Source organism: Fictibacillus arsenicus (genome assembly GCF_001642935.1).
GTDB lineage: Bacteria > Bacillota > Bacilli > Bacillales > Fictibacillaceae > Fictibacillus > Fictibacillus arsenicus_B.
Genome location: NZ_CP016761.1, coordinates 905,859 through 927,582 on the forward strand (window position 1 = coordinate 905,859; position 21,724 = coordinate 927,582).

Consider the following 21,724-nt stretch of genomic DNA (forward strand, 5'->3'; position numbering starts at 1 on the left):
TTAGTTGAGGGAAAAGAGTAAGTATTCTACATAATAGGAGGTTATTATGAGAGCAGTTACTTTCCAAGGTACAAAAGACATCCAGGTGAAAAATGTTGCAGATCCGGTAATTCAGAAAAAGGACGACATTATTGTACGAATCACTTCAACAGCTATTTGTGGTTCTGATCTTCATATTTATCAAGGTGCCTTGCCTACTACGAAAGATTACGTAATTGGACATGAACCAATGGGAATTGTAGAAGAAGTTGGTCCAGAAGTTACACGGGTAAAAAAGGGGGATCGAGTAGTACTTCCTTTTAATATTTCGTGCGGTCAATGTTTTTATTGTAATCATGATATGGAAAGTCAATGTGACAATTCCAATCCAAATCCAGCGATTGATACAGGGGGATATTTTGGATTTACGGAAAGGTACGGGAACCATCCAGGAGGACAAGCAGAGCTGCTGCGTGTACCTTATGGAAATTTCATGCCATTTGTCATTCCTGAATCATGTGAACTTGAGGATGAAGCTTTGTTGTTCATGTCGGACGTACTTCCAACAGCTTATTGGAGCATCGAAAGTTCGGGTATGAAAGAAGGAGATACAGTAGCTGTGCTCGGATGTGGACCTGTCGGTTTAATGGCCCAGAAATTTGCTTGGATGAAAGGGGCTAAACGAGTTATAGCCATTGATAATATCAATTACCGTTTAAATCATGCTGCAACAAAAAATCGTGCGGAAGTTTACAATTTCGATGATTTCGATAACATGGGTGCTCATCTTAAAGAAATAACAAGCGGCGGTGTCGACGTGGTAGTCGATTGTGTAGGTATGGATGGAAAAAAATCGGTTGTTGAGAAGGTTGAACAGAAATTGAAGTTGCAAGGAGGTACACTCAGTCCCATTGAAATTGGCCTTTATGCAGTGAGGAAATTTGGAACGATACAGCTTACAGGTGTTTATGGATCTATGTATAACATGTTTCCCTTAGGAAATATCTTCGAGAGAAATGTAACGTTGAAGATGGGGCAGGCACCAGTCATTCATTACATGCCTTTGCTTTTTGATAAAATTATTAATCAGGAATTTGATCCAACAGAGATTATTACACATCGAATTCCATTAGAGGAGGCAGGGAATGCCTATAAAACATTTAACGACCATGAAGATGAATGTATTAAAGTTGTACTGAAACCTTAAAAATAATAAAAAGGAGCTCGGCAAATCCGAGTTCCTTTTTATTTATAATTGATGTATTTCTTTATGAACTACAGCATGAAGCGGCAGTAGGATCGAAAATGTTGTAACTTCATCAGAAGAAGTGCAGCTGATTGTTCCTTTATGCTTTTCTATGATCTTTTTGCACACAAAAAGACCTATTCCGGTACCTAACTCCTTTGTTGTGAAAAACGGTTCGAAAATCGTTTTAATCGTTTTAGGAGGAATAGCAGGACCGTTGTTTGAGATCGTAATATGTACGTTCGAATCTGACTCGGTTTTGCTGTAAATCATAATACGGCGATCGTGTTTCTTTTGCCGCAGAGCATCTATGGAATTCATGATCAGGTTAAGCAGAACCTGTTTCAACTCATCTTTGTGTGCCCACAACGTAATGGTCGGGTCAATCCGAGGGACCACATTCACATCAGCATCTACCAGACTCGGATACATAAAGTCCAGTATGTCTGAAAATAAATCCTCGAGCGCAAATTCCTCTGCATCTCTTTCCTGAACCCCTTTTCTAGAAGCATGAAGAAATTGAGAGATACGGAAATTAAGTTGAGTTAGCTCATGGCTGATGATGTCGATATACTTCATTCGCGGGTTTTCTTGCTGCATGAGTTTTACAAACCCCATAACCGCAGTTAGCGGATTTCGGAACTCGTGAACAAAGCTCGATGACATCTGTCCGAGAATGGTCAGGCGCTCTTTGTGGCTTTGGTCGATAAAGTGCGTCTTCTCTTGAATTTCAGCGTCTTTTAATTGGGTATACTTTTTAACGGCGTGGTATAAAAACTCATCAAAAAGAGAATTAATCGTTTCAATGACCGGCTGAAGCTGTTCAATAGAAATACCTGAACCCGTGACGAACCTGACAATTTCACTTCGGCCTAAATTTACATTATATACGAATTCGCCAATATTAATTTTTGCTTCTAATCTTTGAACGGCAACTTCACGTGCGAGCTGCTTAATTTTTTCAGGTGAAAGCTGGCCGCGTAAGGAAAGCTTTACGAGCTCAACCATGTGCAAAGCATTTTCGATGACCTTATCCTTATGTATATCATGGTTAGAGATCACGACTTTTTTATGCCAATCGTTTAAATAATTCGGCAAATTTTCATCCATATATGTAATCAGACTCTCCGTAATGTCCAACGCCTGCACCTCTTTCAACATGAAATGATGAAATATGAAGAGAATTTATTTGCTATGTAAAAGGATCCCTACTACATATAGTAATTGATAAAGGAATTAAATGCTATATGCAGTTTACAATTTTTTCATTGAAAAGGGAAAAAATAAGGTAGGTAATTTGATAGTTTATAACGAAATCTATAAATGAACTTCAATACCTATACTTCTTCTTTACTAGCAAAAGCTATCCTTCAATAGTCTGCTAAATTTTCTAATAATTCTAAAAATATTTTAAGAGATTTCATATTATGAAATTATTCGATTGTATCAAACCATCTTTTTAAATACGATGAACGCATATTGAAAGGGGTGGTTGTCTTTAAGCTGACATTCTAAATAACGTATCCGTTTGAGGGGGAGAATTTGTGATCTCATCTGTTCAAAAAATTTCAAGGATATTAAATTGCTTTACCAAGGATGAACCAGCACTAGGAAACTTGCAGATTGCTGAAAAATTAAATATGAACGCAAGTACTGTCCACCACCTTGTAAGGACACTTTGCTCTGAAGGCATACTAATTCAAGACAGTCAGAAAAAATATAGATTAGGATGGAAGCTTCTAGAATGGAGCAACCATGTCATGTATCAGCAAGACATAAACACTGAAGCTCTTCCGCTGTGTGAAGGTCTTGTCAGAAGGTTCAATACAACTGTACATATCGGAATGCTAGATAGTGGAGAAGTGAGATTTGTTCTGCGTGTTGCATCATCGAATTCAGTACAAGTCCCGACTTTTATTGGTGATACGAAGCCTGCTTATTGTACGAGTACTGGAAAAGTCTTGCTTGCTTACAATACCTCAATGATTAAACCGACGATATCAAGAGGACTGCTTCGACGTGCACCTAACACCATTACATGCGTTGAAAAACTAAAAGATGAGCTCGCCGTAATAAGAGCAAACGGATATGCCATTAGTAATAATGAAAACGAAATGGGGCTGTATGGTATAGCAGCACCCATAAAGTCGTACACAGGACAGACGATTGCGGCACTTAATATGGTAGGACCCGTGTCTTATATGCTCGGACAGGACACCCCTTCCATGATTCATCATGTCGTGAAGACAGCAGAATCCATTTCAAAAGAACTAGGTTTTATCAGTGTTTTATGATAGCGCTTACATTTTAAATCGTATTGGAGGAGTTAAATATGAAGAAAAGGTTAAAGGTAGTACTTGCTCTTTTTTTAGCATTAATCCTTCTGACATCATGCAGCAGCGGAGCAAAAGATTCAGCTAGTTCTGGAGATGCATCATCTGATGGGAAAACGTATAAATTCAAGCTGGCTCATATTACACCGCCTTCACACATGTGGCACAAAGCTGCTGAAAAATTTAAAGAGGAACTTTCTAAACGTTCTGATGGAAGAATTGAGCTCGAGATCTATCCATCATCTCAGCTTGGGAGTGAAGCAGACATGATGCAGCAGATTGAATCTGGATCGGTTGATTTTGGATTTATTACAGCAGCTTACACAAGTTCACGTTCTCCGTCTTTTGCGGCATGGTTTGCTCCATACGCATTTGAAGATCTAGAAGCAGCACACGAAGCAAGAGAATCAGAACCCGCAAAAAAGATTCTGGCAACACTTGATGAACAGGGAATCACAGGCTTGGATTATCTGTTTGCAGGACAGCGTGTAATGCTTTTTAAGGACAAGCATGTAAAGAAGCCTGAAGATATGAAAGGTTTGAAACTTCGTGTAACACCAAGTCCGCCGATGCAGGATTTCTATAAATCCACTGGAGCATCAACAGAAGGACTTCCGCTTCCTGAGGTTTATTCTGCAGTTCAGACAGGAGTAATCGATGGTATGGATATGGACTTGGATGCAGCGATCACAAACAAATATTATGAAGTAGCTAAATACGGAGCGGTCACGAACCACATGGTGTGGCCAGCGGTTGCTATGGTTAATAAAAGCACGTTTGAAGGCATGTCAGACGAAGATCAAAAGATTGTACGCGAATCATTAAAAGCCGCAGCGGATTATGCGGTTGAAACGAGAGCAGGGCAAGAAGAAGAGTTCAGAAAAGAATTGGCTGACAACGGGATGAAAATCTATGATATCGATCCTGAACTATTCAAACCATATATAGAAGAATTTGATAAAAAATATGGACCTACTGACCCGCTGATTCAGGAATTTATAGATTCTGTAAGAAAGTAGGCTCTGAGATTGGGGTGTTTTTAATGAAGATTAACTACGATGGAAAAATGAATGAAAATATAAAACGCCCAATTAATGGGGGAACTGGAATAATCCAAAGTGTCAGCAATGGAATTTCTCAAATCGAGAAATTCCTTGCTGCAATCCTCATGCTCGCACTTGCAATAATCGTAGCGCTTTCAGTAGCATTTCGATATTTCCTGAATTCACCCTTATCATGGTCAGGAGAAGTTGCCGTATTTTTATTGATTTGGATCAGCTTTATCGGCGGTAGTCTGGGACTAAAATATAAGTCTCAGGCTGCTGTTACGCTGCTGCTTGATTATTGTCCGCAAAGAGTAAAAATGTGGATTGCCGTTTTCAGCCAGGTGTTTATTATCATATTTCTCGTCTTAATATTGTCATACACGTATACATGGATATTGTCAGATGGAGTGGCTTTTCAAAAGTCGACAGCTATTTTGCTACCCATGTGGATTCCTTACAGTGCCGTTCCGATCGGCTTAACGTTTGCGTGCATACATGTACTTGCTCAATTAGTTCACGTTATTAAAACAAAGGGGGCAGAAATATGATAACTGCTCTCATTATAGGGATCTTTATTCTGTTTTTATTGATGGGAATCCCGATTTCTCTCGTATTAGGGATGATAACAGTCGTTTACTTTTTCTTGAATGGAAACACTGCTTTATTAGATTCAACCCCAATGAGACTTTATTCTGGACTTGATAATTTCGGCTTGCTGGCTATTCCTTTGTTCATGCTCGCAGGTGAGCTTATGAATGGAGGAGGAATCACTACCCGTCTTGTGAAATTCGCAAAAGTTTTTGTTGGTCATGTACGCGGCGGACTGGCTTATGTAACGGTAGTTGCGAACATGTTCTTAGCCTCGATCTTAGGATCAGCGAATGCACAGGCAGCCATGATGAGCAAAATTATGGTGCCGGAGATGGAAAAGGAAGGATACAACAAAGAATTTTCTTCTTCCTTAACACTTGCGTCATCCATCATTGCACCTATCATTCCGCCAAGTATGATTTTTATCATTTATGGAACCCTTTCTGGAACATCAATCGGCGGCTTGTTTATGGCAGGGATTGTTCCAGGACTTATTTATGGGGCTGCGTTTATCAGTGTAATCGCTTATATGGGCTACAAATACAATTTTCCTAAAAGTAAAAAAGCTACGGGTAAAGAAATGTGGGAAAGTACAGTAAAAGTACTGCCAGCACTTGTTGTACCTTTTGTTATTATCTTTGGGATTTTAAGCGGTGCCTTTACAGCCACTGAATCAGCAGCAGTAGCTTGTGTGATTGCCTTCTTGGTTGGGATGTTTTTTTATCGTGAACTCAAGTGGACGTCCATTCCTCAAATTTTAATCAATACGGTTGTAAGCACAGCTACGGTTACATTCTTAATCGCTATGGCTAATATCTTCGGCTGGCTGATCGCGTTTGAACAAATTCCGCAGGTTTTTGCGGACAGCATGTTATCTATTTCGGAAAATCCGTTTGTGTTTTTGTTGCTCGTTAACATTATGCTGTTGATTGTTGGGATGCTGCTGGATGGGATTGCGGCGCTGATCATATTAGTCCCTGTATTTATGCCTTTAGTTACATCCTTTGATATCGATCCGATTCATTTTGGTGTAATTATCTGCATTAACTTAACAATCGGTCTGTTAACACCGCCAGTTGGAACAGGGTTATTCATTGTTTCATCGATCGCTGAAGTTCGTTTTGAGAAGTTAGTCAAATCTTCAGCACCATTTTTAGTAGTAGCGATCGCTATTTTATTTTTAATCACATATTTAGAAGATGCGGTTCTTTGGATCCCAAGAATGATCGGTCTTTAAAAATGAAAAAGAGCCATTCTGCATGAGGGCTCTTTTTTCATAAGGGTTTTCTCTATAAGGTTGTTGATTTTGACTCATGTCTTCATTGGAAAATTGATTGGAGTGTAAGGTGCGTGCCAGCCATATGGATATACTTCTTGCAAGGCATGCGACGAGGAAGCACGCTTCGCTGGGTTTACGTGAAGACGCAGGAGCACAAATGCTTCCTTTATGTGAGACTCCTAAAGGCGCAAAGCGGCAGGAGGCTCACCGCACGCCCCTAGGAAAGCGAGCATCCTGGAACAGAAATCAACAACTTTCAAGAGCTACAAAGTTTTTCAAACCTTAATTTTTCATAATATTAAATTAATTTTCTGATAATTTCATAATATGAAATTTCAGTATTGAGAGTTGAAAGCGCTTTCTTATATAGTGGTTACAAATTCAATCATCTATTCATAGAGGAGGCAGATGGTATGGGAATTAGAACTGGTGCTCAATATATTCAAGCTTTGAAATCTCGTTCACCAGAAATTTGGTTAGAGGGCAGGAGAGTTACAGATGTAGTGAACGAACCTGTTTTTAAACAGCCTATTCAAGAGATTGCCAAACTTTACGACATGCAGCATGATCCGCAATATCAAGATTCCATTACTCATATTTGCAAAGAAACGGGCGAGAGGGTAAACAATGCGTTCCTGCACCCGACGAGCTATGAAGAAATGATGGCGAGAAGCCAGCTGTTTGAAATCTATGCAAAATCTACTTTTGGACTCATGGGACGTACACCTGACTTTTTAAATGTTGTTGTAACAGGCATGGCCCATAATGGATGGTTCCTAGATCGGTACAATCCCGAATGGTCTGTAAATATCAAAAACTACTATAACTACATAAGAGATAATGATCTATTTTTGACACATGCGATCATTAATCCCCAAAATGACCGCAGCAAAAACTCTCATGGACAAAAAGATATGTTCACACATCTTGGAGCTGTTGAAGAAACTCCAGATGGGCTGGTCGTTCGCGGAGCAAAAATGCTGGCGACACTCGCCCCGATCACGGATGAAGTAATCATCTATTCGTTTCCTGGATTCGCACCTGGAGACGAGCGCTACGCTCTTGCATTTGCGGTGCCGGTGGACACTCCAGGACTTAAGCTTATTTGCCGTGAGCCTATGCAGGACGGCAAGCGTTCACAGTTTGACCATCCATTGGCATCACGCTTTGAAGAGATGGACGCACTTCTTGTCTTTAACGACGTACTTGTTCCTTGGGATCGTGTATTCCTTTATAACAATGTTGAAGCTGCTAATCTTCTATATCCGAAGACAGGAATTGCACAGCAGCCTGCTCACCAGTCAGGTGTTAGAGGCTATGTGAAACTGGCATTTGCAACTGAAGTCGCTTGTAAACTAGCAGACTCTATCGGTGTTGACGGATATCTGAATGTACAGAATGACCTTGGTGAACTCGTCCAGAACGTCGAAGTAATCCGATCATTATTACGAGTAGCAGAATATGAGTATGAAACGACATCTTCAGGTGAAGTAATGCCGAATGCCGCAGCCCTGGAGACAATTCGCGGCATGCTTCCAAAAATGTATCCGAGAGCAATTGAAGTAATCCAGATTATCGGTGCGGGCGGGCTGCTCATGTCACCGACAGGAAATGATTTTAATGCACCGGAAATCCGAAGTGAGATTGATAAGTATTACTTAGGCCGTGAAGGTGTAGATTCGCTCGAACGTGTAAAGCTGTTTAAGCTCGCTTGGGATCTTTGCGGAGAAGCTTTCGGACAGCGACTTGTGCAATATGAGCGCTACTACACAGGAGATCCAATCCGCAAGAGAGCGATTTTCTATAACGGATACAAAAGAAAAGCTAAGTTTTCAATGGTTGATGAAGCACTTTCTGTAACACATGATCTTGTAGCTGACCAGCCTAAGCTGGCTAAATAAAAGGAGGCAATAAGGATGAGTACAACGACAACTTTAAAATCTTTTAACCTATTAAAATGGATTGAAGAAAACAAGGATCTTCTTAAGCCGCCGGTAAATAACAAGGTAATTTGGCAGGACTCAGAATTTATCGCGATGATTTTAGGTGGACCGAACAAAAGACGTGATTTCCATGTGGATCCTTCAGATGAGTTCTTCTATCAGATCAAAGGCAGCTGTTATGTAGAAATCATCAACAAACAAGGCAAGCGTGAAGTAGTGGAAGTAAAAGAAGGCGATGTGTTCATGCTGCCAGCAATGGTTCCTCACTCACCTCACAGGGTTGCTGATTCTTATGGACTGGTTATTGAGAGAAAGCGTGCACAAGGCGAGCTGGAAGACTTTGTATGGTTCTGTGACCGCTGTGACTCTGAGATGCACCGCGTGACAGTTCAGTTAAGTGATATTGAAAAGCAAGTTAAAGAAGCGATTCACAGCTTCAACTCCAACGAGCGTGTCCGTTTGTGCAAGGACTGCGGCTATCAGATGCCTGAGAACGTGGAGGAATGGAAGTGCTAAGAATCGACTTTCACACACATATCATTCCAGAGTCGTTTCCTGACTTTGCTGAAAAGTATGGTGGGGAGAGATGGCCGGTTCTAAACAGAACGTGTGCATGCGGTGCTGCAATTATGGTCGGAGGCAAAAACTTTAGAGACGTAACGGACCAAGTGTGGGATCCGAAAAAACGGATCGAAGACATGGATCGTGAAGGGGTAGACATTCAAGTTCTATCCCCGATCCCCGTGACGTTCTCTTACTGGGCGCCGCCAGAACAAGCCGAAGCGATGGCAAGAATCCAGAACGATTTTATCGCAGAAACGGTGAATGAATATCCAGACCGCTTTGCTGGACTTGGGACTGTTCCGATGCAAGACGCAGATACCGCAATCAGGGAAATGGACCGTTGCATGAACGAACTTGGTCTTCATGGAATCGAGATCGGAACGAACGTTAACGGACAGAACCTGGATCATCCTTCTTTTCTTGAGTTTTTTAAGAAAGCAGAAGAGTGGGAAGTGCCTCTGTTCATTCATCCATGGGAAACACTAGGGAAAGAACGCATGCCGAACCATAATTTTATGTACACGATCGGTATGCCGAGTGAAACAGCACTAGCTGCTGCGTCTTTGATCTGGAGCGGCATGATGGAGAAGTTTCCAAAGCTGAAGATCTGTTTTGCTCATGGCGGAGGGTCTTTTCCTTACTTGATTCCGCGCCTCGACCAAGGCTGGCATGTGTGGCCGCACCTTCGTTTGACTACACATCCTCCGAGTCATTATGCAAAGCAATTTTATTTTGATTCGCTGAATTACGACCCGATGAACATCCGTTATATGATGCAGCGTTTTGGTTCTGACAAGATCTTTATGGGATCTGATTATCCGTTTTTGCTGCGTGAAGTGAATCCAGGAAAAGTGCTGGATGAAACAGTGGATCTTACAAATGAACAGCGCAAGGCAATGCTTGGCGGTAACGCAGCAGCCTTTTTAAATCTCGAAAAACGAAAGCGGGGTGCAGCCGTTGCAAGTCATTCAAACACCGGAGGATAAGCTTGAAAGTCTGGGGCTTATTTTGCCAGAAGTGCGCCCGTCTGTCGGTAATTATGTGAGCTGTGTGAGAGTGGGTAACCTCCTTTTTACAGCAGGACAGGGTGTTGATCAATATCACGGAAAGCTTGGTGAAAACCTGACGCTCGAAGATGGATACGCGGCTTCGAGACAGTCCATGCTCAATCTGCTGGCTGTTGTTCAGCATGAGCTCGGAAGTTTAAACAAAGTAAAGCGCATTGTGAAACTTCTTGGATTTGTGAACTGTACAGAGAATTTTACAGACCAGCCAAAAGTCATCAACGGTGCGTCTGACCTTTTAGTTAATATTTTTGGTGAAAAAGGAAAACACGCCAGATCCGCAGTTGGAATGGCACAGCTTCCGGGCGGAACAGCGATAGAAATTGAGATGATTGTTGAGATAGAAGAAGAGAAGGGGGACTAGGAAGTGAAAGCAGAAACCCTTGCACAGACGGTAAAAGTTAAAAATGCGAAACTGTTCATTGATGGAGAATACGTCGATGCACTTTCTGGTGAAACATTTGAATCCATTAACCCGGCAACTAATGAAAAACTGGCACTTGTAGCAAACGGCAGTGAGCAAGATGCGAAGCGGGCCATTCAATCGGCTAAAACAGCTTATGACAGCGGAGTGTGGAGCAAGATGCCGGTAGAAGAACGGTCAGATATTCTTTGCAAGATGGCCGATCTCATCATGAAGAATGTCGATGATCTGGCGATGGTCGAAACTCTTGACGTTGGAAAGCCAATTAAAGAAAGCCGGGGATTTGATATTCCCCGTGCTGCATCTAATTTCCGATTTTTTGCTGAGATGTCAAAATACATGGTAAGTGAGCATTATGACAAACACAACATTATGTCCTATGCCAAGTATAGTCCTGCAGGGGTTACGAGTCTGATCATCCCGTGGAATCTTCCTTTTATGCAGATGACATGGAAAGCTTCAGCGGCACTTGCTTCCGGAAATACAGTCGTTGTAAAACCAGCTTCGTACACGCCTCTTTCTGCCGTTATGTTTGGAGATATTGCGAATGAAGCAGGGCTCCCGCCAGGTGTTCTGAATATCATTACAGGTCCGGGAAGCACAATGGGAGCAGCGATGACCACTGATCCAAACGTCCGCCGCATCTCATTTGTCGGAGAATCAAACACAGGAAAAACAATTATGAAAAACGCCGCTGAAAATTTAATACCTGTATCGCTGGAGTTAGGCGGCAAGTCAGCAAATATCGTATTCGAAGATGCTGATTTAGACGAAGCGGTTAAAGGATCCATTGATGCCATCTACCGGAATCAAGGAGAAATATGCTTGGCAGGATCCAGATTGCTTCTGCAAGAAAGCATCTATGACGAGTTTTTGGACAAGTTTGTTGCAGCTGTTAAGAAGATTAAGGTTGGAGATCCAACCCAGGAAGATACCGATATGGGAGCGCTTGTATCGAAGAGTCACCTTGAAACGGTTGAAAGCTATGTAGATATTGGGTTAAAAGAAGGTGCAAAGCTCGCGTGCGGAGGTAAGCGAGTTAAAGGATTCGAAGCAGGGAACTTCTATGAACCTACCGTTCTGTATGATGTGAACAATAAGTGGCGTGTGGCACAGGAAGAAATCTTCGGACCGGTGCTTGTCGTCATTCCATTTAAAACGGAGGAAGATGCGATCCGAATCGCAAACGATTCACAGTATGGTTTGGCAGGAGTTGTCTGGACAAACGATATCCGCAGAGCACAGCGAGTTTCAGCCGCTGTAGATTCAGGTTTGCTCTGGGTAAACTGCTGGTACATACGTGATCTTCGCACACCATTTGGCGGTTCAAAAGCGAGCGGAATCGGACGTGAAGGCGGGAGACACAGCTTCGAGTTTTATTCAGAAGCGAAAACAATAACGATGAAACTTTAGTTTTTGGAAAAAGATTTTTCTTTGGAAAGGATTTTGTAATAGCTTCGATGAAAGTTGATTGGAGCGAAAGGTGCGAGACTCTGCGGGATCAGCGGGACAGGTGAGACTCCTAAGGGCGCATGGCGCCGAGGAGGCTCACCGCACGCCCCGCGGAAAGCGAGCATCCTGTAGTGGAGATCAACATCTTACATTAGTTTTTAGATATCAACAAAGTACTTATACAGTCTTTTATTAAAACGTGATTGGAATCCAGTCGCGTTTTGATCTTTGAATAGAGAAGGGAGGATCTACAAAGATGCAACAACAAATCATTTCTAAGTTAACAGCAGAACTAATGGAAGCAGAAGAAAAGTTGGTCCCTGTTAAGCCGTTATCTGTACGATATCCTGAACTGTCCGTCAAAGACTCTTATGAAATTCAGCTGGAATGGGTTCAGAAGAAGCTGGAAGAAGGACGTGTGGTAATCGGGAAAAAGGTTGGTCTGACGAGTAAGGCAATGCAGAACATGCTCGGTGTCAATGAACCAGATTATGGTCACCTTCTTGATCATATGAAAGTTACGACTGGCAGTGTGCTTTCCAGAAAAGATTTTATTAAACCAAAAGTGGAAGCTGAGATTGGTTTTATTTTAAAAGAAGATCTGAGCGGCCCGAATGTAACGTATGTCGATGTTCTGATGGCAACTGAAGCGTTAGTTCCTACGTTAGAAATCATAGACAGCAGAATAGAAGATTGGAAGATTCAGCTTGTGGATACGGTTGCCGATAACGGTTCATCAGCAAGAGCCGTTATAGGTGAACCATTTTATGAGATTGAGCAAATAGATCTTCGTACATTAAGCATGACACTCATAAAAAATGGGGAAGTAACCGCGACAGGATCAGGGGCTGCAGCTCTTGGACATCCGGCACATGCGATTGCATGGCTTGCTAACAAACTAGCAGACTACAATATATCTTTAAAAGCAGGAGAACTCATTCTTCCAGGTGCCTTGTCTGCTGCAATCGATGTAGATTCAGGTGATGAAATAACCGCAGCTTTCGGAAAGCTAGGTTCAGTAACCATCTCGTTTCGTGACTAAAATTATGTGCAGAAAGGACTAAAATCAGTGAAGAAGATTAAAGCAGCTATAATCGGATCGGGTAACATTGGCACTGATCTTATGTATAAGCTTCAAAAAAGTGATTCTCTGGAACTTACAGCAATGATCGGCATTGATCCTGAGTCTGATGGTCTAAGACGTGCAAACTCTGCAGGTTATCGAGTATTCACGAATGGGATCGATGATTTTATTGAAAGACCGGATCTTGCTGACATCGTGTTTGATGCCACTTCTGCTAAAGCGCATTTAAGACATGCTGACATTTTAAAAGATATGGGGAAGACAGTGATCGATCTTACTCCGGCTGCTGTCGGTCCGTTTGTATGTCCACCCGTTAACTTAGGAGATCATATGGAATCATGTAATATCAATATGATCACGTGCGGAGGACAGGCTACGATTCCGGTCGTGCATGCGATAAACGAAGCAGCTGATGTAACGTACGGTGAAATTGTTGCGACGATTTCATCATTAAGCGCGGGTCCTGGAACTCGTGCGAATATTGATGAATTCACCATCACAACGCGGCGGGGAATTGAAGAAGTCGGCGGTGCAGATCAAGGAAAAGCGATTATTATCTTAAACCCTGCAGACCCTCCAATTTTGATGAGGGCAACCATTTACTGTGAAGTGAAGACTCTGGATGAAGAAAAAATCAGACAGTCAATCGCTGAAATGGAGAAAAAGGTTAAGAGTTATGTACCAGGTTACCGCTTAAAACAGGAACCATTATTTGACGGGAGCTGTGTAACTGTTTTTGTTGAGGTAGAAGGAGCTGGAGATTATTTTCCAAAATACGCAGGCAATCTGGATATCATGACAGCTGCTGCAAAACAAGCTGGAGAAATGGTAGCTAAGCACCTGCTTGGCCATGAGAAACATTTGAACAAGGCGGTGGCAACTCATGAAACGAAATAGTTCTTTGCCGCTGAAATTTACAGAGGTATCCCTTCGTGACGGCAGTCATGTGATGGCCCACCAGTTCACGGAAAAACAAGTGTTTGATGCAGCTAAAGCTCTTGATGAAGCTGGAATGCATTATATCGAAGTGAGCCATGGTGACGGGCTAGGCGGATCAACGCTTCAGTATGGCCGGTCTCTAACTGATGAGATGAAACTGATCGAAACTGCGGTTGGTGCTTGCCAACAGGCTAAAGTGGCAGTGCTTCTTCTTCCGGGCATCGGTACAGTCTCAGAGTTAAAGCAAGCAAATAAATTAGGTGCCAGTCTCGTCAGAGTGGCTACTCATGTTACTGAGGCTGATGTTTCCGCTCAGCATATCCACATGGCACGGGAACTTGGCATGGAAGTAATGGGCTTTTTGATGATGGCGCATTCTGCTCCGGCAGAAAAACTGATCGAACAAGCAAAACTCATGGAGTCTTATGGTGCACAAGGTGTGTATGTAACGGACTCGGCAGGAGCCTTGCTTCCTCATGAAGTGAAGGAGCGGATATCTGCGTTAAGAAACTCACTTGATATTGAAGTCGGATTCCACGCACACAACAATTTATCTGTTGCTGTGGCTAACACTTTAGTGGCAATCGAAGAAGGTGCGACCCGGATCGATGGAAGTGTTCGCTGTCTTGGAGCAGGTGCAGGGAATACTCAGACGGAAGTGCTGCTTGCAGTGCTGGACAGAATGGGGATTGAGACAGGAATTGATTTATATAAAATGATGGATTTAGCTGAGGATGTGATCGGACCGATGCTTCCGGGATCGCAGGAAATCCGGAAAGGCAGTCTCGCGATGGGGTATGCAGGCGTTTATTCTAGCTTTTTGCTGCATGCTGAACGAGCGGGTAAACGATTTGGTTTAGACCCAAGAGATATTTTAATAGAATTAGGTAAACGAAAAGCGGTAGGCGGACAAGAAGATCTCATTATTGAAGTTGCTGCTGAATTAGCAAAGAAATCGAAACTGGAGGTGTAAAGCATGACAGTAACGAACAGGTCTGATATTGAAGTGGTCGATTATCTTTTGCGAGCGGAAAGCGACGTGAAAGAAGTAGTGAAAATAACCGATCAGTACCCTGAACTGTCTATTGATGAAGCGTATGATCTGCAAAAGAAGCTGATTGAAAGACGAATGGAGAAAACGAAAACAAAACGGCTCGGAATCAAACTTGGTCTGACGAGTAAGGCGAAGCAGGAGATGATGGGTGTTCATGAGGCGATTTATGGATATCTTTTAAGTGACATGCTTGCTTTCGAGTGGGAACCGCTTCAGCAGCACAGACTGATTCATCCAAAAGCAGAACCAGAGATTGCATTTATTATGAGTGAAGATTTGATGGGGGAACATGTAACGGCAGATGATGTGATGAAAGCTGTAAAGTATGTTGTAGCAGCTATTGAAGTGATCGACAGCCGTTATAAGGATTTCCGCTTTACACTTCCAGATGTCGTAGCAGATAATTGTTCATCTGCGAAACTGATCCTAGGCAGCAAGATGGTTAAGCCGGAGGAGCTGGATTTGGCAAGCATCGGAATGGTTATGAGTAAAAATGGCGAAATGGTTGCAACAGGTGCGGGATCAGCCGTTCTTGGCCATCCGGCAGAAGCAGTTGCATGGGCGGTGCAAAAGCTTGCTAAGCGAGGCGAAGGATTGAAAAAAGGTGATATCGTACTTAGCGGAGCATTATCAGAAGCCGTTGCTTTTGATATGGATGACACAATCATTGCTCAATTTGATGGATTAGGTTCTGTCACGCTTTCGTCCAGATATGTAAAGTAGGAGAAGTGAAGTTAAGGTGCCGATTATTCACGTACATGTTATAAAAGGCAGAACAGATGAGCAGCTGAGTGAGCTGATGGAAAGCTTAACTAATGCAGCGGCGGAAAGTTTAGACGTGAAAAAAGAGCAAGTACGCGTACTGATTCAGGAGGTTCCGAATAAACACTGGGGAGTAGGCGGAAAACCAAAGCAAAATTGAGCCCCTTTGAGGACTGGAGCCGGTGAAAAAGCCGATTTGAAGAAGCTGATATGATTGAAGATGAAAACGGAGAACAGAACGTGATGTAGATGTCCCTTCTGATTATTTTCAGGGGGGATTTTTCAATTTTGAGGGAGAAAATGAGGTGAGTTTACCAAAAACTAAGCTGGTCAGGTTGAACCCTTCGAAAACGCTCAAATCAGGTACAGTTTCGATGACCGAAACTGTTTCCGGACGATACCCGACGTGGTATTCAGCCTTCGCCAAGAGTCCGATTCCAGAACAAAACGGCATTAATCCAGAAATTTGGGCAGTTTATCCACATGTTTTAGCCCTCAATCAAAAAATTTTAGCTGTTTATCCACGAGTCTGCAATCCTCGACAAATTCTTCCCCTACCCCCCCTTGTATACCCCTGTCCTAACTTCATGTAATACTGGAATAGTACAATCGTCAATTCTCATACCCTTAAACGATATGCTATCGTGAGGAGGGACCTTGATGATTAAGCGTTTTAATAGACTGGCTATCGAATTGCCGACGCCTACCAACCCTGATGCAAATGCTGCGGCAGCTGTTCAGGAGCTATTAGGCGGTCGATTCGGAGAGATGTCTACGCTCAATAACTATATGTATCAATCGTTTAATTTTAGAAAAAGGGGAAAGCTTAAGCCGTTCTTTGATCTCGTTTCAAGTATTACTGCAGAAGAATTTGGCCATGTTGAACTCGTTTCCCATACGATTAATCTGATGATTTACGGTACAACGCAGCCGGGTGATGTGAATTCGGCACCGATGGCGGCAGCTACTGACAAAAGAAACACGCAGCATTTTATTGCAACCGCACAAACTTCATTTCCGTTTGATTCGATGGGGAAAGCATGGAATGGAGATTATGTGTTCAGCAGCGGCAACTTATTGCTGGATCTGCTTCATAACTTTTTCTTGGAATGCGGGGCGCGGACTCACAAAATGAGAGTATATGAAATGACCAGCAACCCGGTAGCACGTGAAATGATTGGCTATCTGCTCGTTCGCGGCGGCGTTCACGTTCTTGCTTATGCAAAAGCGATTGAAATGGTAACAGGTGTAGATATCAAGAAAATGCTGCCTGTTCCGGATCTTGAAAACGCAGCATTTGAAACGACAAGAAAGTTTGAGGCGGAAGGTGTCCACCGGAAACTTTATACGTTCAGTGATACGGATTATCGGGATATTGCCTTGATCTGGGCAGGCGAGCATCCGCTTGGGGGACAGCTGGAAACCATAATCGGTGCTCCAGAAGGTGCTCCAATGCCTGAATTAAGATCAATATCAGAAGAGTTTGCACCAGGTATCTCGCAGGAAGATTTTTATCAAATCTATGAACGGTTAAAGAAAAATGCAGGAATTACCTAAACCGGCGTAATATGCGTCCGGTTTTTTTATGTTATATTTTAAATGTTTATCTCAAATGACCTCAATTGAAGGGACTTACCTTATGACATATCGACAAATTAAATGGCTGATTCTATTGATTCCAACGATCTCTGTCGGGTTGTGGGAATATGTCCGGCATACGGTGCTGCTGCCTTATATATCTATGAATGTGGGAAACTGGCTGTCTGCCATTATCGTATTTCTTGTTACGTTATATTTTTTAAATATCCTGTTTGGCCGCTTGGAGCGAATGGTGCAGGAATTGCAAAAAGAACGTGCTGAAAAAGCAGTGCTGGAAGAACGCGAAAAAATCGCTAAAGAACTGCATGATGGGATCGCACAGTCACTCTTTTTCCTATCCGTTCAAGTCAACAAACTAGGAAATGAAGTAACAGATACTGAAAAATATAACAAACTAAAAAAGACACTGCAGCACATACATGAAGATACGAGGAGTGCCATTCAAAACCTTCGAAGTGTGCCTGCTGAATCAGATATTACGTGGACCAGATCTTTAAATGCTTTTTTTGATGAGATGGAAAGTCAGCATGATCTTACAATACATCGAGATTGGCAGCTGACTGATGAGGATCTTACTTCGAAAGAAAAGGTTGAATTGTTTGCATGTGTTAGAGAAGCGATTGTTAATGTTATCAAACATGCCGGAACATATGAAGTATGGGTGGAAGCAAAACCAATGACAACCGGGTGGACATGTACAGTTTTGGATAATGGGTCGGGATTTGATCAGAACCAAAATACGGATGGATATGGTTTGAAAATCATTCAGGATAGGGCATCTTCCCTGGATTGGAAGTTAACGATAGAAAGCCAAAGCGGAAAGACTTTTATTTCGATTCAAAAGGAGGAAACGGCATGACACAGCCTATCCGGTTATTGATTGTGGATGACCACTTGCTTGCGCGTGAAGGAGTTAAAGAAATTCTAGAAGATCAAAAAGAATTCGTGATTGTTGGGGAAGCAGCGAACGGTATTCAGGCGATCCAAAAAACGGAAGAGCTGTTGCCGGACCTAGTTCTTATGGATATTTCCATGCCGAAGATGAATGGGTTTGATGCGACAAAAGAAATCAAAAGTAAATTTCCAAATGTGAAGATTGTAATGATGACCGTGTCTTATGATATTACGGATTGGTTTGAAGCCTTAAAGCGCGGTGCTCAAGGGTATCTCCTTAAAAATTTGAATACGGAAGATATGCTCAATGGATTAAAAGCTTACTCTATGGATGAAATTCCAATGTCGAAAGAGATGGCATTCCGCATATGGAAAGAATTCAAAAAAGATGGACAAGCAGAACAAACCCTTTCTGTTAGAGAGCAGGAAGTGCTGCAGCTAGTCGCAAAAGGAAGTTCCAACAAGGAAATCTCTAAACAGCTCAGTATTTCAGAGAATACAGTAAAAACACATATGAAGAATATTCTTGGAAAGCTTCATTTGGAAAACCGTGTGCAGCTTGCAAGTTATGCTTACGATAATGGAATCGTTTGATAAGGAGTGTGACATTAATTTGACACACTTTTTTTGCATGCATCACCCATTCGAGTGATTACCTATTTCCGTGCATTGATTATAATCTTTCATATCGAGTACTACATAAGGAGAATATGATATGCAATCAGCGGCTAAACAATTGCCAGTTAAAAATGAAAATAAAGCAAGGGGAACGAATAGTCTTTACCAGACATTCTGGAGATGGCATTTTTATGGCGGAATTATTTTTGCCCCATTTTTAATTGTATTATCAATAAGCGGTGCTCTTTATTTGTATCAATCTGAGATCGAAACAATGATTTACAAAGACAAGCTAATTGTCCAGCAGGGAGATAAAACCTTGCCGCTTTCAGAACAAGTTGATGAGGTAAATAGGGAATATCCGGAAGCTGAAATCGGTTCTGTTCGTTTGCCGAAGGAAGATAATAGGGCGACTCTAGTTAAGATAAGCGAGAATGAAGTGGTGACTCAAGTATATGTGGATCCATATACAGCGAAAATTACAGGTACAATATTGGATGAAAAGCATTTTAAGAATGTGGCTGCAAAACTTCATAGTGAATGGATTGTAGGCGGGACGTTTGTTAATCGTTTAGTCGAACTGGCAGCTTGCTGGACGATTATCATTTTAGTGACAGGTCTGTATATTTGGTGGCCGAGAAACAAATTGTCACTCACGGGTACGATTGTTCCAAGATTTAAAAAGAATGGGCATGTTTTTTGGCGTGATCTGCATGCAGTAACTGCATTTTGGCTGTCATTCATGATTTTAATCTTAATTGTTACAGGATTGCCATGGTCAGGTGTTATGGGTGAGCAGATCAACAAACTTGCCACTTCTGCTAAAGCTGGTTATCCGACCTATGCATGGACTGCACCTAAGGCTGAAAAAACAACGAATGAAATCGCAGAAGATATCCCTTGGGCAACTGAAAATAATCCTGCTCCAACATCAGAGCCAGCAGACGGAAAACTTTCACTTGATCAAATTATGTATCTTGCTCAAGAGAACAATATTCAAAAACCGTATACGATCTCTTCGCCTATAGGAGAAGACGGTGTTTTTACAGTAGCATCTTCAAGAGATAAGCCGGAAAATGAAGCGACGGTTTATTTTAACCAGTACAATGGCGATATTGTAGAGGATGTTAGATTCAGTGATTATGGATGGATGGCTAAAACGATTTCGATTGGAATTGCGCTGCATGAAGGTCATTATTTTGGACTAGCTAATCAGCTTTTAGGTACAATTGCTGCACTTGGACTAGTCGCGATCGTAATCTTTTCACTGATCATGTGGAAAAAGAGAAAGCCTGCAGGAAAATTAGGTGTACCGAAAAAATCCGATAAAAAGTTGCGACCATGGCTAATTGTAATCATGATTATAACCGGTATTGTGATGCCGCTTGCGGGAATTTCCTTTATTACTGTGTTCGTTTTCGATCGATTTATTATCCCAAGAGTGAATCCGCTTCAAGAATGGCTATCGTAAATGTAAAAATAATTATAGAGGTGAAAGATAATGAAAAAAATTATGATGATTTTAAGTTTAGTTTTTGTGATGACTGCATTATCAGCATGTGGTGGTTCAGGCGGATCACATGATGAGCATAAAGATCACAAACAACACGAAAATAACAGTGAAGAATCGTCTCAGTCATTAGACTGGGACGTTCAGTCGTTTTCTTTTAAAGATCAAAATGACGAAGCGTTTGGAAGTGAAGATTTAAAAGGGAAAGTATGGATGGCAGACTTTATATTTACCAATTGTGAGACTGTATGTCCGCCGATGACGGCTCATATGGCGAAACTTCAGCAGATGGCAAAAGAGGAAAATGTTAATGTGGATTTTGTCTCTTTCTCTATCGATCCAAAGCGTGATGATGCAGAAGCAAGAACAAAATTCGGAGAGAACTATGATGCCGATTTTTCAAGCTGGCATTTCGTAGGAGGGTACAGTCAGGAAGAAATCGAGAAGTTTGCAAAAGAATCGTTCAAAACACCAGTTACGGCTGACCCTAAATCAGATCAGTTCATACATGCCACATCTTTCTTTTTAGTCGATCAGAACGGAAAAGTTGTATCCAGATATGACGGTGTGGAAAATACTCCTTATGAACAGATCATAAAGGACATAAAGAAACTATCGGAAAAATAAAACGGCTGAGATGTGCTGGTTGTTATTGAGCAAACACCCTATAGAAATACTCAATAAGGACAAGGGAAATAAATTGTTTGGGGACTGACCCCAACAATCTATTTCCCCTTCATTTGTTCACACAATAGTTAGGGTTAAGGAGTCTATCTTTATGCGATTTATGATAAAACTAAAGATAGATTTGTAATATTGGAGGTATTTATTTTATGAACCCAATTAAAATGCTGAAAACAATTGGATTTTTAGAAGGCTGGTCATTCCTTATCCTTCTATTTATCGCAATGCCTTTAAAGTATTTTATGGATCAGCCGATGGCAGTAACGATTGTCGGTGCACTGCATGGTCTGCTGTTTGTCCTTTATGTCTTAGCCATTCTTTATGTGTGGAACGTTAAAAAGTGGCCGTTCATGAGAGCGTTTCTTGCTGGACTTTCATCTGTAGTGCCGTTCGGTCCTTTTATATTTGACCGTAAATTTTTAAGAGATTAAATGGGAGGGGATAACTGCTTTTGCGGATATTCCCTTTTTGTTTAATGAGTATAATTTTTTGTTCGGTAAAACTCTTTTTTTGTAAGGTCCCAACAAATTTTTGTTCGGTTCGCTCCAATAAGTACACTTCCACATCAGCTTCTTTCCTTAATCGCCTCCAATATTGTTAAGAAATCGTTTAGATTGTTTTAATTTCCTATATTTCGGTTATTTATAGTTTAATATGTT

General features: G+C 41.8%; 22 protein-coding genes. 21 read left to right on the plus strand and 1 reads right to left on the minus strand.

Annotation, left to right across the window (positions count from 1 at the left end):
- The first annotated feature begins 46 nt into the window (after positions 1–46).
- Positions 47–1,186 (plus strand): zinc-dependent alcohol dehydrogenase, encoded by a 1,140-nt coding sequence (locus ABE41_RS04815; protein WP_066287036.1) that lies wholly within the window; start codon positions 47–49, stop codon positions 1,184–1,186.
- A gap of 42 nt (positions 1,187–1,228) precedes the next feature.
- Here the strand turns inward: ABE41_RS04815 and ABE41_RS04820 are convergent, their stop codons facing one another.
- Entirely contained in the window at positions 1,229–2,365 is a 1,137-nt protein-coding gene (locus ABE41_RS04820) for a histidine kinase N-terminal domain-containing protein (RefSeq protein WP_253805434.1), read from the minus strand.
- A gap of 404 nt (positions 2,366–2,769) precedes the next feature.
- On the opposite strand from ABE41_RS04820, the gene ABE41_RS04825 reads away from it, so the two are divergent.
- From ABE41_RS04825 to ABE41_RS04925, 20 genes are all read left to right on the plus strand, one after another.
- Entirely contained in the window at positions 2,770–3,519 is a 750-nt protein-coding gene (locus tag ABE41_RS04825) for an IclR family transcriptional regulator (protein ID WP_066287042.1), read from the plus strand.
- Positions 3,520–3,557: 38 nt separating this feature from the next.
- Positions 3,558–4,577: a TRAP transporter substrate-binding protein gene (locus ABE41_RS04830; protein WP_066287044.1), complete on the plus strand. Its 1,020-nt coding sequence runs from the start codon at positions 3,558–3,560 to the stop codon at positions 4,575–4,577.
- Between the two features lie 23 nt (positions 4,578–4,600).
- On the plus strand, positions 4,601–5,152 hold the full coding sequence (locus ABE41_RS04835) for a TRAP transporter small permease (protein ID WP_253805435.1): 552 nt from the start codon (positions 4,601–4,603) through the stop codon (positions 5,150–5,152).
- Positions 5,149–6,432 carry a TRAP transporter large permease gene (locus tag ABE41_RS04840; RefSeq protein ID WP_066287046.1) on the plus strand — a complete coding sequence of 428 codons (1,284 nt, stop codon included), beginning with the start codon at positions 5,149–5,151 and terminating at the stop codon, positions 6,430–6,432. The genes ABE41_RS04835 and ABE41_RS04840 overlap by 4 nt, the downstream gene beginning before the upstream one ends.
- 455 nt (positions 6,433–6,887) lie before the next feature.
- Positions 6,888–8,375: a 4-hydroxyphenylacetate 3-hydroxylase family protein gene (locus tag ABE41_RS04850; RefSeq protein WP_066287048.1), complete on the plus strand. Its 1,488-nt coding sequence runs from the start codon at positions 6,888–6,890 to the stop codon at positions 8,373–8,375.
- Positions 8,376–8,390: 15 nt separating this feature from the next.
- Entirely contained in the window at positions 8,391–8,933 is a 543-nt protein-coding gene (nbaC, locus tag ABE41_RS04855) for a 3-hydroxyanthranilate 3,4-dioxygenase (RefSeq protein WP_066287050.1), read from the plus strand.
- Entirely contained in the window at positions 8,921–9,967 is a 1,047-nt protein-coding gene (locus tag ABE41_RS04860) for an amidohydrolase family protein (RefSeq protein ID WP_066287052.1), read from the plus strand. Before nbaC ends, ABE41_RS04860 begins: the two co-directional genes overlap by 13 nt.
- Positions 9,939–10,409 (plus strand): RidA family protein, encoded by a 471-nt coding sequence (locus ABE41_RS04865; protein ID WP_066287054.1) that lies wholly within the window; start codon positions 9,939–9,941, stop codon positions 10,407–10,409. The genes ABE41_RS04860 and ABE41_RS04865 overlap by 29 nt, the downstream gene beginning before the upstream one ends.
- Before the next feature lie 3 nt (positions 10,410–10,412).
- Positions 10,413–11,882, plus strand: coding sequence for an aldehyde dehydrogenase (locus ABE41_RS04870; protein WP_066287056.1), 1,470 nt, complete (start codon positions 10,413–10,415; stop codon positions 11,880–11,882).
- Between the two features lie 295 nt (positions 11,883–12,177).
- Positions 12,178–12,963 (plus strand): 2-keto-4-pentenoate hydratase, encoded by a 786-nt coding sequence (locus ABE41_RS04875; protein ID WP_066287064.1) that lies wholly within the window; start codon positions 12,178–12,180, stop codon positions 12,961–12,963.
- A gap of 27 nt (positions 12,964–12,990) precedes the next feature.
- Positions 12,991–13,902: an acetaldehyde dehydrogenase (acetylating) gene (locus tag ABE41_RS04880; protein WP_066287066.1), complete on the plus strand. Its 912-nt coding sequence runs from the start codon at positions 12,991–12,993 to the stop codon at positions 13,900–13,902.
- Entirely contained in the window at positions 13,889–14,917 is a 1,029-nt protein-coding gene (dmpG, locus tag ABE41_RS04885; RefSeq protein ID WP_066287068.1) for a 4-hydroxy-2-oxovalerate aldolase, read from the plus strand. The genes ABE41_RS04880 and dmpG overlap by 14 nt, the downstream gene beginning before the upstream one ends.
- Before the next feature lie 3 nt (positions 14,918–14,920).
- Entirely contained in the window at positions 14,921–15,721 is an 801-nt protein-coding gene (locus ABE41_RS04890; RefSeq protein ID WP_066287070.1) for a 2-keto-4-pentenoate hydratase, read from the plus strand.
- A gap of 16 nt (positions 15,722–15,737) precedes the next feature.
- The gene (locus tag ABE41_RS04895) at positions 15,738–15,920 is read left to right on the plus strand and encodes a 4-oxalocrotonate tautomerase (protein WP_066287072.1); all 183 of its coding nucleotides are present in this window, start codon (positions 15,738–15,740) and stop codon (positions 15,918–15,920) included.
- A gap of 500 nt (positions 15,921–16,420) precedes the next feature.
- Positions 16,421–17,317 (plus strand): manganese catalase family protein, encoded by an 897-nt coding sequence (locus ABE41_RS04900; RefSeq protein WP_066287073.1) that lies wholly within the window; start codon positions 16,421–16,423, stop codon positions 17,315–17,317.
- A gap of 82 nt (positions 17,318–17,399) precedes the next feature.
- On the plus strand, positions 17,400–18,218 hold the full coding sequence (locus tag ABE41_RS04905) for a sensor histidine kinase (RefSeq protein ID WP_066287075.1): 819 nt from the start codon (positions 17,400–17,402) through the stop codon (positions 18,216–18,218).
- Positions 18,215–18,847 (plus strand): response regulator, encoded by a 633-nt coding sequence (locus ABE41_RS04910; RefSeq protein WP_066287076.1) that lies wholly within the window; start codon positions 18,215–18,217, stop codon positions 18,845–18,847. Before ABE41_RS04905 ends, ABE41_RS04910 begins: the two co-directional genes overlap by 4 nt.
- Positions 18,848–18,968: 121 nt before the next feature.
- Complete coding sequence (locus ABE41_RS04915; RefSeq protein WP_066287078.1) at positions 18,969–20,342, plus strand: PepSY-associated TM helix domain-containing protein; 1,374 nt, start codon at positions 18,969–18,971, stop codon at positions 20,340–20,342.
- Between the two features lie 30 nt (positions 20,343–20,372).
- Positions 20,373–21,008, plus strand: a complete 636-nt coding sequence (locus tag ABE41_RS04920; protein WP_066287079.1) for an SCO family protein — start codon at positions 20,373–20,375, stop codon at positions 21,006–21,008.
- Between the two features lie 206 nt (positions 21,009–21,214).
- Positions 21,215–21,496 (plus strand): DUF3817 domain-containing protein, encoded by a 282-nt coding sequence (locus tag ABE41_RS04925; RefSeq protein WP_156774223.1) that lies wholly within the window; start codon positions 21,215–21,217, stop codon positions 21,494–21,496.
- Positions 21,497–21,724: the final 228 nt, after the last annotated feature.